The 20,352-nt window shown below is 35.9% G+C and carries 2 protein-coding genes; both read right to left on the reverse strand.

The features are described from left to right. Positions 1 to 433 precede the first annotated feature (433 nt). Complete coding sequence (locus FC27_RS09430; RefSeq protein WP_029508195.1) at positions 434 to 8,863, reverse strand: MFS transporter; 8,430 nt, start codon at positions 8,861 to 8,863, stop codon at positions 434 to 436. After that, a complete protein-coding gene (locus FC27_RS09435) occupies positions 8,857 to 17,808 on the reverse strand; it encodes a hypothetical protein (protein WP_010624775.1) in 8,952 nt (2,983 codons plus the stop codon). The genes FC27_RS09430 and FC27_RS09435 overlap by 7 nt, the downstream gene beginning before the upstream one ends. Between the last annotated feature and the right edge of the window lie 2,544 nt (positions 17,809 to 20,352).

Raw genomic sequence — 20,352 nt, forward strand, 5'->3', positions numbered from 1 at the left:
GTTAAAAAAAATCATATTTAAATAATTCTAGGTACAATTCTCGATACAATTTTGTAACCACTTTTCATAAATTATTTGAACCAAAATACCATGATGTAGAGCTTTCTAACCTCTTTCAGAAAATGAAGATCGAGTCCCCTACCTGTTTAAAGAATTATATTACATTTTTATGACAAAAAAATAGCCACTCCGAAGGAGTGGCTATTTTATATGGCTCGTAACATTTCGCATAAAATCAATGAATTATGAAAACTTGTTTGCGACCGAATACTTGATTCTTGGTATCAATTTTTTTGTTATTGAATCATTTTAGGAATCAGATACTTGCGTACCCGCTGGGTTTGAATTTAGGCTGGCTTCCGACCCAGACACTAAACTCAATTCCTAAACATGGTGAATAACTTGCGCGTGGTTTTATTCCACAACAATGAGTCTAGCTAAGTACTAGAGGGTCATTGTGTACCCAGAATCCAACTGATGGTATTCCACGAATTCCGTAACCAGGCTCTGGTACCTCGTTACCGCCTTCGCCAGGTACTCCTGGTACAACTGCACCTGGAGTAGCGTTCATACCACCAAGTAATCCTATCAAGCCAATTGGTACAGCGATGAGTCCGCCAACCAAGAGAGCTAATCCTGGAATTATCAAGCCTAAGCTGAGTAATTGCAATCCCATATTGAATAGTGGAATTGGTAAGCTCAACAAGAACAATGGTAATCCTAAGAGGCTGATCAAGAATGGTAATAACATCAAGCCAATTAGTGGAATTGCGATAGCTAGTTTCAATAGAACTGGTAAGATCAATCCATTTAATAACATCAATCCAAGAGCGATTAACGGACGAACCAACACGTTCAAGAATAGTAATGGTACTAATAATGGAAGTAATACATTACCTAATCCAATCAAAGCAACTAATGGCAATGTGATTAGATGTGCTAACAAGTTATTCAATAACATCAATGGTGTCAATGCTAAGAATGTCAATCCATTGGCTAAGAATGGCAATCCGAGTACTAATAGAGGTTTGATTAGGATCTTTAGAGGGAGGATTACTAAATCAAATAAGTCTTTGAGTACTCCAGGTAGTGCCAAGAGAATAGCTAATGTGTCGCCTAATAATCTCAATCCTTTGACCAAATTACTCAATACAACGATAGGTAAGATGATCAAGGCTGGAATGTTAGCGAGAGCTAACATGATGCCAAGGTTGATCAAGATAGGCAATACCGCTTTAACGATTGGTAACGTGATCAAGGTCTTAAGACCTAAGTTCAATAAGAACAATGGTAAGGTCAACAATCCGGAGACAATTGGCAAGGCCAATAATCCAAGGATATTCAATCCTGTATTAATAAGTGGTAACAATAATAAGGTTGCCAATACAGGAAGTGCTAATTTAGCCAAGTCCTTAAGAACATTGAATAATGCAATTGGTGTTCCTACCAAACCAAGTGTTAATGCCAATGGCAATAATACTGGTAATAATGGCCAGAAGATTGGGTTAAGCATTGTTAACAATGTTAATAATCCAAGTGCTGGAATTGCGAGTGCCAATAATGAATCAATCGGCAATGCTGACAATGGTCCAAGGATATCTTTCAAAATGTCTGCCAACTTGAATGGTAATAACATTCTCAAGACATTTCTAAGCACGTTGATGATTGGTAGTAATGGCCATAATAATGGATTTACTAATGCGAACAATTTACCAAGACCTAATAGACCTAACAATAATGGAAGAGCTAATAATCCGAGTAGATCGAGTGGCAATTTAATTAATCCATTCAATGCACCGAGTACTAATGGTATTAAGTTTCCTAAGATTGCTGCGATTGGTAATGCTAACAATCCGTTACCTAATAACATTAATGGTAATAACAATAAATCAGTTAATAGCTTAATTGGTAAGTTACCAAGCAATGCCAACAATGGTAATAACAATGTCAATGGTAATGGCAATGCTAACAACATCATTGCAAGTGTTACTAATGGTAATGTTACTAAGAAGTTGAGTAATCCTGCTAATAATGGAAGACCTAACATCAATAATGGTAGACCGACTAATCTTAACAAGTCTCTCAAGATCTTGAATGGCAATGTTATTAGATCCCATCCAAGTAGTAACCAGAAGGCTACTCTTCTTACGATGTTGAGCAATGGTAAGTTGAACCATAATGGCATTGTCAATAAGGCAAGTCCTAATGGTAAGACATTTCTCAACAACTTCAATCCAGCTCTTAATAAGTTCAATGGTACAAGTACTAAGAATGTCAATGCTTGTGCAAGTAATGGCAATCCAAGTGCTAACAAGTTACCTAATAATACGTTCTTCAATAACTTGAGTAAGAATATTGGTAAGGTTGCCAACAAGTCGAACAATGGTAAACCAAGTAATGCCAAAGCATCTTTAACTAAGTTTGCGATTGGGTATGTCAACAATCCTGCTAATGCACCCCATAGAAGAGGAGCAATTAGATTTCTTAAGGTATCTAGTAAGAGTGGAAGTCCAAGCAATTGTGTCAATAACAACAATGGTAGAGCTAACAATCTTACGCCTGGGATCAATGTGCCTAACAATGCTAATAAGTTGAGCAATGGTAAACCAAGTAATCCAAGGATATCGAGTGGCAAGCCGCCCAATAGACCTCTTAAGAATGGAACTACGATTGCTGCTAAGGTAGCTGGTACCAAACTTGTCAATAAGTTCAACAAGATGAGTCCAGGTACTAATAACAATTTCAACAATAGTTTTGTATTGAATGTTCTTAATGCAGCAATGGCTGGTACTAAGATCCAGTTAATTGGATTCAAGAATTGCAATGGTCCAAAGATTGGTAACAACAATAAGTTCATTAATCCTGCTACTAATAATGGAAGGATTGTATTCTTCAACAAGTCTTTCAAGAACTTGAATGGCATGCTCAAGAGATTCAATAATGATAATCCGTTGATCAATGCTGGTATCAAGAATAATCCATCTAAGGCTAAGTCTAAGAATGGAACTAATCCTGGTAATGCTAGAAGTCCTAACAAGATGAACTTGTTGATTGTCTTAATCAAGTCTTTAGCTAATCTGAAGAGATTTGCCAAGACGATGATTGGGTTGAGTAATAATCCGATCAAGACTGGTAAGAAGTTTGCAACTAAGGCTGATAATCCGTTTGCAATCAAGAATGGTACTACACCCTTGGCAATTGGGAATGTCAACAATGTCAACAAACCGAGGTTCAATAAGAACAATGGCAATGTTAGAAGACCACTTAATAATGGTAATAGTAACAAGCTCAATGCATCGTTTACTAGGTTGATCAATGGCAATGCCAACAATGAGGCTAACAATGCTAGTGGTAAGCCAAGCAATAATGCTTTAGCGATATCACCGATCGTTCTTAATAATGTCAATGGTTGTGCTAATAAGTTGGAAAGAATCAATGGTAACAAGATTGGTGCTAACAAGAGACCTAATCCTGGAACTAATAATGCTAAACCAGCTAATAGTGTAAGCAATGGCAATAGTAATAAGTTCAAAAGATCAATTGGTAAGTTTCCAAGAAGATCTCTTAAGACATCTGTTAATGCTAATGGAAGTAGGAATAATCCTAATGGCCATAGCAATGGTGTCAACAAGTTCAATAATGGAACGAATGGTAACAATAAGTTGAACAATCCGAGTCCAAGTAACTTGAGGAGATCGATTGGTAACTTGATCAAGTGTCTGAGCAAACTACCTAATAGCAATGGTGCTAATAATCCTGCTAGAAGAGCTGCTGGCAATCCTAGTAATTTGTTTCCTAATAATACTAATGGTAATAGGAATAGATCTAATAAGATCTTAATTGGCAAGATTGGTAATGCGGCTAACAATGGTAATAACAATGTCAATAGAATTGGCAATGATAATAACATGTTGAGTAATGTGATCAATGGAAGTCCAAGTAACAATGTTGCAAGTCCTGCTAATAATGGTAGAGCTAATAACAACAATGGGAATCCGAGAAGATTCAAGATATCTCTCAAGCCTCTTAACAATGTTAATAAGAGTACTGGTAAGATCAATGCCCTTCTCAATAGATTCAAGGCTGGAAGTCCAAGCCACAATGGCATCGTCAATAATGCGATTGCAAAGTTCAACAAGTTCAAACCAAGCTTGATAGCTCTTCTGACTAAGTTGAATATTGCGACAAGTGGAGCTGCTATTAATCCAGCTAATAATGGTAAGCCGAACAATAACAATGGACGTAAGACAAATGCTTTATTGAATAACTTCAATAAGAAGATTGGCAATGTTGCTAATAATCCAAGTAATGGTAACAATGCAATATCAATCAAATCTTTGACTAAGTTTGCAATTGGATATGTTAGGAGTCCTGCTAATGTTCCCCAAAGAAGTGGTGCTAATAAGTTTCTTAATGAATCAATCAATAGTGGTAAGCCAAGTAGTTGAGTTAGAACTAATAGTGGCAATCCTAATAATCTCAAGCCTGGTGTTAAGGTACCGATCAAGCCAAGGATATTTAGAAGTGGCAAGGCTAATAATCCAAGAACATCTAATGGCAAACTACCTAAGATTCCACTTAAGAATCCTAATAACAAGCCGTTCAACAATGCTGGAAGCAAACTCAATAGTTTGTTGTTCAATAGTTTCAATGGTAACAAGATCAATGTTGCTAAGATCTGTACGCCGAGAGTAGCTAAGCCAGCTAACAATGCCATCCGTAACCACTTGAATGGGTTCAACAATGAGATCAAACCGAAGAATGGAATCAATGCGAAGAATGTCAATGCTTGTACCAATAATGGTAGAGCTAATTGCCAGAACAAGTCGTGGATCCACTTCAATGGCGTTCTCAAAAGATTGAACAAGGCGATCAAATTCAATAGTAATGGAAGTAGGAATAATGCATCCATCAATAAGTTATGGAATGGAAGTAATCCTGGTAAACCAAGTAGGAATAAGATACCTAAGTCAAGAATTACACCTAGACCTCTTAAGAACTGGTTCAATAATCCAAACAATTGAATTGGAATCGTTAATAATGGTGAAGCTAAGACTGTTAACAATAATGCATTGATAATTGGTAAGGCCAATTTAATAATTGGGAATGCTAATGCTGCAATCAATGTACCTAAGATCAAGTTAGGGATTGTCAACAATAGAATCATTGGTAATTTGATGAACAAGAGGTTCAACAAGTTTAATAACTTAGTAATTAGAAGTGATAATGCGATTGTTCTCAACAAGTTCAATAATGATGAAATGACAAAGGCATTAAACATATCTAAGAGCATCAGTGGTAATGCCAACAAGTATGGAACAAGAAGTGCGAGACTCAAGATCCATAATGGCAATGTGAGCAACTTATGTAACAATCCTGGAAGAAGATTCATGATGAAGTTGAAGATATTAAGTCCGAGCAATAAGCCGAATGCTAATAATCTCAAGATATTAGGAATCATTTGTCCAAAGAGATTTGATAATAATGTTGCTGGGATTGCTACCAATAATGAAAGACCGAAGTTGATCAATCTTCTTAATAATCCCAATCCTAGTAATAATGGAATTGCTAATAACAATAATGGTATTAGTAACAATGGTAGAAGTGGAATCAATGGCAACAATGATAATAACAATGTCAAGATTGGCATCAACAATAAGCTGATGACGAATGGAATAAATGCTAATGCAATTAATGTATTAGTTAATGTCATTAATCCTAAAACAATGCTTAGAACTAATGGTACCAATGGTAACAACAATGGTAGAAGCAATCCTAAGATTGGTGTTAACAATGAGATACCGAACATATTAGCAACAAAGATTGGCCATAATATTCCGAGAACATTAAAGACAAATCCAAGTGCTGTGAGTAATCCTGAGAACCAGAATGCAATTGGCATGTACGTCCAATCAAAGATCAATTGGATAATCCAACCAATGATTGGGATAAGTCCCATCCATTGAAGCATCATGAAAATAGGATTTGCAAAAATCAAGAATACAGCAAATGCTAATAAGTTATTTGTAAGTGGTACCCATAATGCTGAGAACATGAACAATCCGGCAAGTAATGAACCGATTGAGATAGCTCCTATTGCTAGTTGAGCCAACAAGATAGGAAGAATCATCAATGGATGTGCTAAGCCAGCGGCGATTAAGCCAACTCCGAGTAACAATCCAACGATTGGTAAGTTGAACAATATCATGGCTAAATCAATTGCCATAAATTCAACGAAGTGTAATACACCGAACATAACGGCCCATGTTGCGAAGACATCAACAGCTAACCAAAGAACAAAGACGTTTGGTGTGTTGATACCAAGTGTTGCAAGAGCATTAATGAATACAATTGCAAATGCGATCACAAGAATCAATACAACTAATGCAATTAGTGGAATTCCTAAAACAAGTGCAGGTATTACAAATGCAATGTTAAGGAAGATGAATTCTAGTAACCATTTAGCAGCTGTTAGAGCAACGTTAGCAATTAATGCTGCTACGAAGTTAAAGCCGAATGGTAGTAGTAATGATCCAAATCTCAAAATGTCGATCAAGCCTAAGCTGAACAATGTTGTAATTATTGGAGCTGCTAATGAGAATAAGCTAATTCCGATAAACAACCAGTTGATTGGGTTAAGCCAGTTGGTAAACATACCAATAAATGAGTAAATCAATGCTGGTACAGTGAAGATTCTGAACATCCAGAAGAGAACTGGATTCTGGAATGCTGTGTAGAACAATTCAATAAACTCAATGAAATCGGCAATTGGGTTAATCATGTAATACGTGAAGATTGGTGAAATGAACCAGAATAGCATCAAAGCTCCGGCAATTCCGATTACGACTGTTAATAATGCAATTGGAATACCAAGAAGTAATAATGGCAAGTTGATCAAACTTAATAAGATCAATGAGCCAATAATAGCTACTGGTAATAGAACTAATAGTACAGGTGCAACTGTAAGTAACAACATCATGCCTGGAATTGTTGAGAATGCCAAGGTTACAAAGATGTGTACAAACAATGCGAAGTTATTATCTGTAATTAAGGCTGTGCCCCATAATCCGGCTAACATCCAAATCAAATCAACAGGGATTTGAACGATCCAACCGATGATTGGAATCAAACCAGCCATGTGTAACATGTACCATGCAGGGTTAGCTAATAAGAAGTAAAGAATGAATGAATTGATACCAAATGTTAATGGTAACCAGACATCTGCTAACATGAACAATCCAGCGAAGAATAATACTACGGATGAAAGTCCAAGGATAGCGAATAGGTTTGCTGCGATCAAACCGGCAATTGGGTTCAACAAAGTACTCATGATCAAACCGATTTGCAAGTTGCCGACGATAGGTGCAATTGCAAGAATTGAAACTGCAGCATCGATAGCGAGCATTAGTGGAATTAATGTTAATGCTAAGATAACAGCCCCTACTGAGAAGAATGGAACCATGATCCACATTGAGAAGATGTTTGGAACGTTAATACCAAGGTTAGCAAATGCATTTAAGAATACAAGAATTACACCAGGTATTAAGACAAGCCATACATAAGCGATCATTGGTAATGTAACAATGAATGTATTCAAGAAGTACAAGAGTACTAGTCCAACCATTAATTGTTTAGCAATTGTTAATGGAATTAAACCAAGCAATCCAGCTGGAGCACCAATAATAGTGAAGATTCCAATTAGATCTAATAGTCTCAAACCATCAATTGCAAGCAATGATGCAAGTCCTGTTAGCGGAATAGCAATAATAGCAAAGATTGCTAAAGCGTGGAACAAGAGATTAAGTGGATTCAACCAGTTGATCAACATTCCCATAAATGAACCAATTGTTAATGGGATTGTTTGCCAGCTAAAGATAATGTAGAACAATGGTTGCTCTGCGGCTGTAAATACCATGATTACAAATGTTACAAGGTCAGCAATTGGGTTAACCATTAATTGTAATAGAACTGGTGCTAAGAACCAGATGATTGTTGCTGCTGAGAATAAGCCGAACAATAGAACTGGAATAGCAATCAATAAGTTGAATAACAAGATTGGTAAGTTGATTAGTGCAATTAGGATCAATGATCCAATAATTGCGACTGGCAATACTAACAATAGAACTGGAAGAACAGATACTAACAACATAATTCCAGGGATTGTAGCAAATGCCAATGGAACAAATAGATGTACAAAGATTGCAAAGAAGTTATCCGTGATAAGTGCTGTACCCCAAAGGCCAATCAACATCCAAGCAATATCAACAATGATTTGAACGATCCAACCAATAATTGGAATCAAACCAATCATATGTGCTGAATATAGAAGTGGTCCGCCTAATACGAAGTAGAGCAAGAATGGAATAATGTTAAACGTTACAGGTAACCAAGTATCTGCCAACATGAACAATCCTAAGCCAAACAATAGAAGTGATGTTAAACCAAGAATTGCAAATGAGTTAACAGCTAAAAGACCTGCAAGTGGATTTGCCAAGGTTGCTAAGATCAAGCCTAATTGTAATGTGCCAACAATTGGTGCGAATGCTACTAATGTGATCAATAGATCAGCTGTAAGCATAAGTGGAATTGTCGTCAAAGCAATTAAGACAGCTCCGATTGAGAACAATGGAACCATGACCCAAATACCAAAGATATTTGGAACATTGATACCTAAGGTTGCCAATGCGGAAACAAAGACGGCGATGAATCCAAGTACTAATACAATCCATACATAAGCGATCATTGGTAATGTAACGATAAATGTGTTCAATACATAGGCTCCAACAAGAGCAATCATCAACCACTTAGCAATAGTCAATAGAATGAATGCTGGGAATCCAGCGAACAAATTGATCGTTAGCAATGAAATCTCAATAAGTTGAGATTCAATAATGTCAATAATGCAACTACGGGGATACCAAGTAATGCAAAGGCATTAATGGCGTGATACAAGAAGTTCAAAGGATTGAGCCAGTTGACAAACATCCCTGTAAATGTAAAGAACATTAATGGAAGAGTAATAATCTTAAATACATGGAAGAATATAGGATTCTCAATAGCCCAGTACAACAATAGCTGGAATGCAACGAAGTCAGCGATTGGGTTAACGGCAAGTTGTAGTAACAATGGAGCTAAGAACCAAATCAAAGTTCCGATTGAGAATACACCGTAGAGAATGACTGGAATTGCGAGCAATAAGTTGAATAGAAGAATTGGAAGATTGATCAATCCGAAGAAGATCAATGAACCGATAATTCCGACTGGCAAGACTACTAATAAGATTGGTAGAACTGCGAGCAACAACATCATTACTGGAATTGTAGTAAATGCTAATGTTACAAAAATGTGAATAAATAATGCGAAGTTATTATCTGTGATTAAGGCTGTGCCCCATAGACCAAGTGCCATCCAAATGATGTCAACGATGATTTGAACGATCCAACCAATAATTGGGACTAATCCTGCAAATTGGAGAAGCATCCATAATGGGTTACCTAAAATGAAGTAAAGGATAAATGAGTTGATTCCGAATGTAAATGGTAACCAAACGTGGGCTAACATGAAGAGTCCAGCTAGGAATAATCCGATTGCGGAAATTCCTAAGATTGCAAAGTTATTAGCTGCAAGTAATGCGACTAGTGGATTTGCAAGGAATGCTGAAATCAAGCCTAATTGTAAGTTAGCAACGATTGGGACCAAGGCAATTAAGACATCTGCTAAGTCAAGAGCCAGCATAACTGGAATAAATGTCAAAGCAATCAAAATTGCAAAGATTACAAAGAATGGAACCATGACCCAAATTGTGAAGATGTTTGGTACGTTGATACCAAGTGTAGCTAATGCATCAACAAAGATGATTACGACACCGAGTAATAATACTAACCAAACATAAGCAATCATTGGAAGAGTGACAACGAATGTATTGATGAAGAATAATACTCCAAGACCAATCATTAACCACTTTGCAATTGTTAAGAAGATGAATGCTGGGAATCCGGCAAACAAGTTGATTGTTAGCAATGAACCTAATCTCAAAAGATCAATGCTCAATAATGCTAATAAGACGAGTGCTGGGATACCAAGAATGGCTAATGCACTAATTGCCTTAAAGATATAGTTCAATGGATTCAACCAGTTCACGAACATGCCGATAAATGTCAACAATGTCATTGGAACAGTGATGTATTCAAATGCCCACCAGAATAAGATAGGATCTTCGAACATCATGAAAATCAATAAGACGAATGCAACGAAGTCAGCAATTGGGTTGACTAATAGTTGTAATAGAATTGGTGCAAAGAACCATAGCATAGTTGCGGTTGCAAGAATACCAAAGATTACTGTTGGAATAATTACTAGTAATGCTGCTAAGGCAACACCACCAAATAACAAACCTAGAATTGCGATTGATTGAATCAATGCCAATGGCAAGATAATCAAGGCAACTGGAAGCAATGCAAGCAAGAACATAATTCCTGTGATTGCTGAGAATGCTAATGGAATCAAGATATGTACAAATAATGCAAAGTTATTATCTGTAAGTAATGCTGTACCCCAAATACCAATCAACATCCATAATGGATCAGTAATCAATTCGATGATCCAACCGATAACTGGTACTAATCCGGCAAAGTTAGCTGTCATGAACAATGGACTACCCATTACTAAGTAAAGCAAGAATGAGTTAATTCCAAATGTAAATGGTAACCAGATTTGACCTAGCATGAACAATCCTGCGAACAAGAGAACTAATGAAGTTAATCCAAGTGTTCCAAGAAGATTAATACCGATCAATGTTGCTAATGGATTAGCAAGTGCAGCCATGATCAAACCAAATTGTAAGTTACCAACGATAATTGGCAATTGTAACAACGTCATAAGAACGTCTAATGTCAATCCAATTACCATAGTTGATAATGCTAGTAAGATAGCTCCAGCTGTGAATAATGGAACCATGACCCAAATTTCGAAGATACCAATTGGGTTGATACCAATGGTTAAGATAGCCGTTGCAAGAACGATTACGAAACCAATAACCAAAACGATCCATACATAAGCGATCATTGGTAATGTTACTAAGAATGTATTAATAATAAATAATAAATTCAAATTAATTAAAGCAAGTTTTGCGATGCTTAAGGTGATAAATGCTAATAGACCAGCGGCAAAATTAATTGTTAATAGTGATGACCATTTGATGAAGTCAAGAACTAAGAAGTCATTAAGTAATGTTAATGGTAAGCCGATCAAAGCACCGATAGAAATAATATGGAATAACCAGTTCAATGGATTTAACCAGTTGACGAACATACCGATGAATGAAAGGAACATCAATGGTGTGTTAATGAATTGGAAGAACCAGAATAGAACAGGTTGCTCGAACATCATCCAAACTAAGAGGATGAATGTTACGAAATCAGCAACTGGGTTAACAGCAATCTGTAAGAAGATTGGTGCTAAGAACCAAACTAGAACTGCTGATGATAACAAACCAAAGATTAGGAATGGGATAAATAATAACAATCCTAATAAGATCAATGGTAAGAATAATAGTAACAAAATTGGTGCTAATGCCAACATTGCCAAAGCAATGATTGGTAAGAACAACAATGCCAAGATTATTGCTGGAATGATAATTGCTAAGAATGACAATACTAACAAAGCAATTGTAGCTAAGACTAATAGTAATGGTGATAGCAAGAACAATAGTGGCAATGCTAATAATGAAAGATCAGTAATTACATTGAAGAATAATTGTGTTAATAGACTAGCAAGTAGTCCTTGTAACAATGATTGAATAACATTATTGATAACGCCCAATACTGTCAATGGAAGAGCTAATAATGCAAGTAATCCTAATGGAATCGTCAATAAGTTCAATCCAGGAATTAAGGCTGTCAATAATCCAGTAATGATAGCTGGTAACAATGCGAATAATTGAAGGAATAAGAATACTGGTAATCCATTGAAGAATAATGTGATAAGACCTCTGATCAAACCACCAAGCAATGCAGGTATCAAACTCAACAAGAAGTTGAGAATACCGGCAACCAAGCCTTCGATAAGAAGCAATGGTAATAACAATAAGAATGATACACCAGCAATTAGGAGTGGTAATACAAAGTCATTGATTAAATCTTTCAAGATCTTAAGTGGTAATAACAACAACTTCAATCCGTTAAGGATCAAACCTGCTAAACCAATTAAGTTTAGAATTGCTAAGTTTAAGTTCAAGAATGGAATCAAGCCAGGCAATGTAAGAAGAATTAAAGCAACCAATGGGAATCCGAGACCAAGAAGTCCAAGAGCCAAAGTATTCAATAATCCTAATGCACCGAGCAATAAGGCAAGTGGCAAACCAATTGCCAAAATCAAGCCGATACCATTGATGAGCAATGGTAAGACTACTAAGTTGTTGAAGGCTTTAAGTAGTAATGCTGGAATTCCGATCAAGTTGAACAATGTCAATTGATTGAAGAAAACTAATGGCAATGTCAATAATGTCATTGCGATGTCTGAAAGAACTCCGGCACCAAGTGCTAATAATTCGGAAATTAGTGGTCTGATGAATAACCAGTATGGAATTGATAATAACAATCCAGCTAGAGTTAATAAATTCAATAGACCAGCTAAGAACTTGAGTGATAACAAGATCAAGAAGTTGATACCTGCTAATCCAGCTCTAAGTAAGTGCAATAAGAATAGTAACGGACCGACAACGGGAACTAATAATGAGATCGGAGCTAACAATAAGTTAACTACGGCAGCTGCGGCTGCAATCCCCTTTGCGACTCCTAATACTAAGTTTGTTAATCCGATTATGAACTGAAGTACTAATCTAGTACCTAATCTGAAGAGACCCATAAAGAATCTGATCAAATGGATGACAGCTCTAATACTCCATTTAACAACGGTATTGATTACTAGTTGTCCTACCAATGGAATCAAGAACAATCCGAGTAAGAATGCAGCTGTTATTAAGTTGTTCAATAATGTAGTGATCAACCATAGATTGAATCCAACGAATGCATTAAGGGCAGCTAATAATAAGAAGTTCAATACAGCGGCACCAATTAAGATTGGTAATGCACCGAGAATCAATAATGTGATTGCACCAAGTAATACTAATCTTGCTGCTAACTTCAAGAATTTGTTAAATAAGTGAATCACAAGAAGAGCAATAAATGTAATTCCTGCGACTAATAGTGATAGTCCTAATGAAACAAGTACTGAAGCCAACAATGGTAACAACATGTTCAAGAACTTCAATGCTAAGAAGTTGAATGTTGTGATTGGTAATGCGATTAATTTAAGCATTAATTTTGTAAAGAATGTTCCAATTGCTGAGAGCAATGGCAAATTGATCCATGTTAATGGGTTCAAGAATGCTAATGGTCCAAAGATTGGAGCTAATAACAACATTGCGGTTAACCATACTAAGAATGGAATTACTAAGTTGATAATTGAATCAACTAACATCATTAATGGTAATCCAATGAATAGGTTCAAAATTGAAGCTAACAAGATCATTAATGGAGCGAAGAAAATCGTATCCATGATCAAGTTAAAGAATGGGATCAAGCTTGGTAATGCTAATAATGCCAAGGCAACGATTGGAAGTTGTGATGATAATAAGAGCAATCCAAGAATTGCTGTTAATCCAAATGCACCAAGTGCAAGGATCAATGGTAATCCAAAGGCCCAAGCTAATCCGATAGCTGCTAAGACGAGTGGTAACACAACAAATGTGTTAAACAAGCCCAACAACAATAGTGGCAATCCAATCAAATTGAACAATGTCAATTGATTGAAGAGAACTAATGGTAATGTGAGCAATGGCATCAAGATATCTGATAACAATCCTGCACCTAAGGCCAAACCAATCGATACTAATGGTCTGATGAATAGATATAGAGGAATTGCTAATAAGTTGAGACCTAAGACTACTAAGTTTAAGAATCCTAACAATAATTTAATTGGTGTTAAGATTAGTGAATTTGCGATTGATAATAATGAAATTAATAGTGGTAATAATGCGAGAACCGGGCCAACAACCGGAATAAGTGCGGTCAATGCGGCTGCGATTCCACTTACTACTGCGGTAATTACTGAAGCAGCTTTAGCTATTCCAGCAATTGCATTTAAGAGGCCTAAGACGAATGAAAGAACTAATCTTGCACCGACTTTGAATAGACCAACAAAGAATCTGAAGATGTGGATCAAGGCTCTAATGCTCCACTTAACAATTGTATTAATAGCAAATTGTCCAAGTAATGGTAATGAGAACAATGCAATGCCTAATCCAGCTAACATCAAGCTCTTTGCTAATGTTAGAAGACCCCAGAGGATCAATCCACCGACTGCGTTAGCAATCAATAGAACGAAGAAGTTAAGGATTTGTGCTCCGACGATCAAGACTGGTAATCCAAGGAAGATCGTTGCGGCAGCAACTAATCCAATAAGTAATTTGAATCCGTTCTTCAAAAGATCTGCTAATAATTTAACGACTAACAATGTCAAGAACGTCAAACTACCAACTAAGGTGCTTAGTACTAATGAAGTAATGAATCCTAAAATCAAAGGAATTGAGATATTAAACATTGTTAACAAGGCAGTATTCAACAAGCCGAGTGGTAACAATAGTAAGAATGTACCAATTTTGGCTAATACTGGTAATAACAATGTGTTTACAAGGCCTAATCCTAATCTGAATAGGTCGAATGCACCCTTCAACAAAGCGATTGGCAAACCGATGAATGATAAGCCTAAAGCTAAATCAATGGCACCGTTGAGCAATGCTTTGGCGAGTGTTGATAATAACAACAAGTTGAATGTTGTTAATTGAACGAATTGACTCATTAATGAAATGATTACGAAATTAAGGATGATTGGTGCAATGAAGTCTAATAATGCTAATGGAATTGAACCAATCAATGTGTTGATCAATCCTAATGTTAATCCAACGATTGTGTTGAAGATGGTGATTGGTGCTGTCAAAATGACGGAACCAATTGTGCTCAAAACAATGTTATTGAATAACTTAATAGGAAGTGTCAATAATTTACCACCTAATAATAGTGGAAGTCCTAAACCGATTGCTGGCAATGCGATTGGAGCAATTGCTAGTGCTGGTAAGGCTAACAAGGCTGGCAAGATCACTGGTTGTGCTAATAAGGCAACAACTGGCAAGGATGCTAGAACAGCGCCGGTTGCGACTGGGGCTAATAACAATCCGGGAACTAATAAGGCTGGTGCCAATAGAAGTCCTGGTAATCCCAATAGCAATGGAGCTAATCCAAGGCCACCAAGTGGTGATGCGGCGCTAGTAGCAGCGGTTGTTGCAGCTGTTGTAGCGGCGTTACCTTGACTTTGTTGTTGATAATCTTGATATGCTTGTGAGTTTCTCAAAATGTCATTATTGACAATTTGATCAAATTCACCTTTCTTCATATCTTTTCCTAATGAAACGATGACATTAGGCAATTGTTTTTCATACTTGTTGCCGTTAGGGATAACTCTACCGTCAATAGTGTAATAGATCTGTCTACCATCTGATCCATTAAGGACATAATTGTAGAATTGACCTACTTTGTCGTTTTTATCTGTCTTGCTTGCGGCGTCGTTCCAAATTGTTGGAACTGACTTAAGCATTTCAGCTTTTTCGTCGTCAGAAGCCCATGGTGTCATCTTATTGTACGTATCTTGTTTGATGGCATTGTATTCGGCCTGACTATCGGCGCTATCACTACTGTTATCGGTTGTAGTAGTATCTGTTCCATTTTGGTTGACCTTGGCTTGTTCCTCGGCATCCTTCAATAGAACATTAGGATCTACTTTCCCGATCGTTGGCAATTGCGTGATGTCAGCACCATTCGTAGGCTTATCAAGACTGATAGTCGTGTGGTTTTCCACTGTATTAATGACATCACTGGTATTAGCAGTATTATCACTAGTTGGTCCAGTGTAGTTACCATCGAGATAGTCTTGATAGATCTGCGATCTCTTCAAGGCATCGATGTCAACGGCCTCATTAAGGGCACCAGGTTCAATACTTTGACCCATTGCTCTCAATAGCTTAGGCATCTGCTGTTGAAGCACGTCTGAGCTATCAGGCTGAGCTGTTCCATCAATTGTGACGAACAGGTCTCTACCTGTAGACAATGTGGAATGGAAATTCCAAACTTGTCCATTAGTGTCACTATCTGAGTCATTTTGACCGATATAGTTCCACATACTTGGCAAGTCTTTAGTTATTTCACCAAGTTCTTCGTCAGTAGCATTAGTTGCTTTCTGCTGAACATGGCCATAGATAGCTTCAAATTGAGAGTTATCTTCATAGTTATCTTCGTTATTTTGAACATTATTATTATCTAGATCATGATCAGATGTCAGATAATTGTCCAAAGTATCTTTTGGAGATACATAGCCTTGATTTTGAATCTCAATATAACCAGAATTATCGCTAGCTTGTGTTTGGCTAGTTGTTGATGATGGTGTTGTTACTTCTTGAGGTTCAAAAGTAGTCGTTGATTGTTGTTCTGTTTGATCAACAGCTGGTTGTGTTGTTTGAGTACTGTTATTAGCAGTAGTTTGGTTTGTATTAGTTGTAGCTTGACTACTATCAGTACTATTTGTATCAACATCATTGTTGGTTGGTGTTGTAGTCTGAGCGGTCGAACTATTATTTTCGTTATCAGCTACATTTGAAGAAGATTCTGTTTGATCGTCTTCATTGTTTGTATTTGTTGTGGCTGAGTTAGAATTTGTTTCGGAATTATTTGAAACAGCAGTTTGATCACTGTTGTTAGTATTAGTATCATTTTGTGTTGTCTGAGCATCATTCGTATTTGATGATGTATCAGTTTGATTATCTTTAGTAGGATCAGAAGTTGCAGTACCAGTTACTTTGATGGAAGTTCTATCATTAACTGCATCTTCTGCTTGTGAAAATGATGGAGTAACAGAATCAGATTGATTTGCCTGTTGCTGTTGCGTCGTACCATTTTGTGTTTGTTGTTGAGTTGTTTGACCCTGTTGTTGTGTAGTCTGTTGCTGAGTAGCTTGTTGTTGCTGTTGCTGTGAACTACTTTGGGTCTGACCAGCTTGTCCATTTGATGATGACGTCTGTGTCTGACCGTCATTAGAAGAAGCTGATTGAGTTTGTGCTTGTTGAGAACCTTGATTATTAGTAGTCTGCTGATTACCGTTGTTTGAAGTTCTCTGAGTTTGATTTGAACGTTGTTGTTTTTGAGGAGCTCTATATTTAGAATTGATATTATTGTTATCAATCTTTATGCTCTTACCGGCGAAGGTAGCGTTTGCTTTTGTAGAAGCTTTGACATTCTTAGTAGCAATGCCGAAGACTTCTTGATAATTACCACTTGTGGCATTCTTCTTGAAGTTGATAACTAATTTGTTACCCTTCTTACTAATGTCATACAAGCTACTGTTATCTTGAGAAGCAAGCTCTTTGATCTTGTTAGTATCAACATTCTTTTTGTTGAAGCTGATATTAAGTCGATCACCTTTCTTAATCACATCGTTGTTAGACGGCGAGATGTTCATCCTCATGATAGGAACACCCTTCTTCTCCGTCATCGATAGTCCAACGATGTTATCCGGATTTCTTTGCGATGTCTTTAACGGAACGCTAGGATCAACGTCCGTATATTTATCTGCGTTATTGTAAGCTGCCGCTTGAACAACCTCGACTGTTGAATAGGCCAAGACTGGAAGCATCAGTATTATAGCCGAAACCCATGTGATGAGCTTCTTGAAACTTGATCCTTCGCCAAATAACGTATGCATAATATAGATCTCCTATAATTCGTACAACATTTCATCATCAAATCCAGCAATTCCCAGTAACTACTTTGATTCGATCTTTTTAAGCAATGGTCCCAGTGCCAATGTTAAAAAGTCGTACACGAAACTTGTATAAGTTATGTATTTATACTAAGTCATAAATTTTGTTATGACAAGTCCATTTATGAATTTTTTTGTACAATCTATTTCATAATTGTTTTAAAAAGTAAATAAAACCGTGATTTATAAAGGTTTTGCCCACTAAAAAGCCGCTTATAGTTTGATAAAATTTTTTTCAATAATCATATTTGAGAACAAAGTTAACTATTATTTAATCACTTTATGTGAAGAAAAATGAATTTATTTGAGTTTACTTATCGTAGTCAGATTTAGAGAAACAATTTACTATAAAAAGATACCTAATCTAATATTGGACAGGTCCATTATTATTCCTAATATAGGAGAAAGGGATTTTGAGTGATACTATAATACCTGCGTTGAGCCATCAAAAATATCCTTGAAATTGTTGAGACACATTTAGGTATAATCTCAAGACACATGCTGAATGCAGAACTGTGAAATTGAGATGATGAGTACAAACACTCGTGTACTTAAATGCTGGTCGTTATCATTTATCCTAGTATCGAACTCCAATTTAGCTCAGAAGACGCGTGTCAGCGTTGGATAATTCATGAGGATCTGAAACGAACAAACGTTATTATTTTTCAATTTGAGATACCGATTGAGTATAAGAGATCTAAACAAGAACTTCAAATAGCAGTTAACTGATTTAGAATGATAGACATATTTCAAGCACCTCATCAGTCTCTTGAGAGTTTTCTCTGTAGGAAGATTGCTCCAATGATTAACGCCATTGGAAAACATCAAATAGCATCATATTAAATAATCAAACATATACGAACAAGTATAGATATAAGTTTAGGCTTTATAGTTGGACTCGCTATATTTAAGGAGTCGAAAAAACAATATTTCAAAATATTTGTAGTTTATGAATTAGTAATCAATCCACTGTTATAGCGAATATGTTCAAGATCAAAGTATCCGCAATATAACTGGATGCTCAGTGATATTGATGACCAATTAATTATCACTAATGGATAATAACAAATGGCCTCTAAAAAAAGTTATTAAACATTTACGAATAGGCATAGATATAAATCTGAGGCTTTGTCGTTGAATCTGTGAGACTTAATTAGCGAAGGAAAGTGAGATTTAAAAATATTTAAAGTTTAGAAATTAATATCATCGATTAACTGTTATAGCGAATAGGTTCAAAGTCCAAGTGTCCGCAATATAACTAGGTTGCTCGATGATATTAAAAACCTACAGAGTTAAGTCTCAAAATGCTAAAGGAGAGAACAAATATACATCAATTACGTTATGTGATTGATATATTATATTGGTCATCAAAGCAACAGCATAGTTGACGATGTTTGATGGATTTTTCAAATACAAGAAAGATTAATTGCATCTTATAAATTGATACTATTAACTTACAAGATGCAAACTCAGCAATACATTGATGATCAAAATAAAGTTGTAAATAAGATTGGATATAGTTGCGGCTATGATTTCTATAAAAACAGCTTTGATTAAATACAAAATGAGATTGTAGTTTTACATGATTCATTCATTTTTGGATTCTATAAAGTTACATCATAAGATAAAATAATTGTATCGCATGTTCTAAAAATCAGATATCAATTATTGTCTTATCAAATAAGACAGCTTACACTTTTTAAATTCAATATTATCATTTTATACTTCCGAACAACTTAGACAATTTTATCATGTGTTATCTGTCAGTTTTTTGAGATCGACTTTACATGCAGTTAATCGGTCATTATTCATGTAAACAAATATATCAAAGAGAGTATTAGAAATTTGAAGTTCAATTTCTACCTATATAATTATTAATTGAGAATATGTAAAAGGTTCTAGTCATTAGATTTTTTTCGATAATCATTTAGAGCGAAATTTGGAAATGGTTTATTATTTATCTAACATATTTCCCGGGAAATATGTTGAAGTTATTTTTGTTGATTTCAGATACTGATTATTTTTAGTATGTCTATTTGTGATTCCTATTTACTTTAATTTCTCAAACCAAAATCACTTGAACCTTTATCGTTAAATCTACATATATTTCCAGTTTCTTCCTATATATTGTTTTGATATCATTTTTGAGATTATGGTTGTTTGATTATTCCATAGTCAATCATTTATTGAACGTGATCCAATCATTTAGTACGGTAATCTTTCCATATGTTCAACCGAAACCAATAGAAGATACTACATTGATCACCCAATCATTATCATAATCTGTTTCATATGCGTTTTCTGAGGCTCCGTTCATCATTAGATTAATCACTTATATGTTTGACATTAATACATTTATTAAGTTTTTTCACTGATAAGTTGTTGAATCATTGATCCATCGGTATTTATAGATACTTTTAGACACAAAAAAAGAGCAATGAGATTTAACTCATTGCTCTTTTTAGCAAGCGTGGCAACTACCTATCC

It is taken from the genome of Companilactobacillus versmoldensis DSM 14857 = KCTC 3814 (genome assembly GCF_001434295.1).
GTDB classification, from domain to species: Bacteria; Bacillota; Bacilli; order Lactobacillales; family Lactobacillaceae; genus Companilactobacillus; species Companilactobacillus versmoldensis.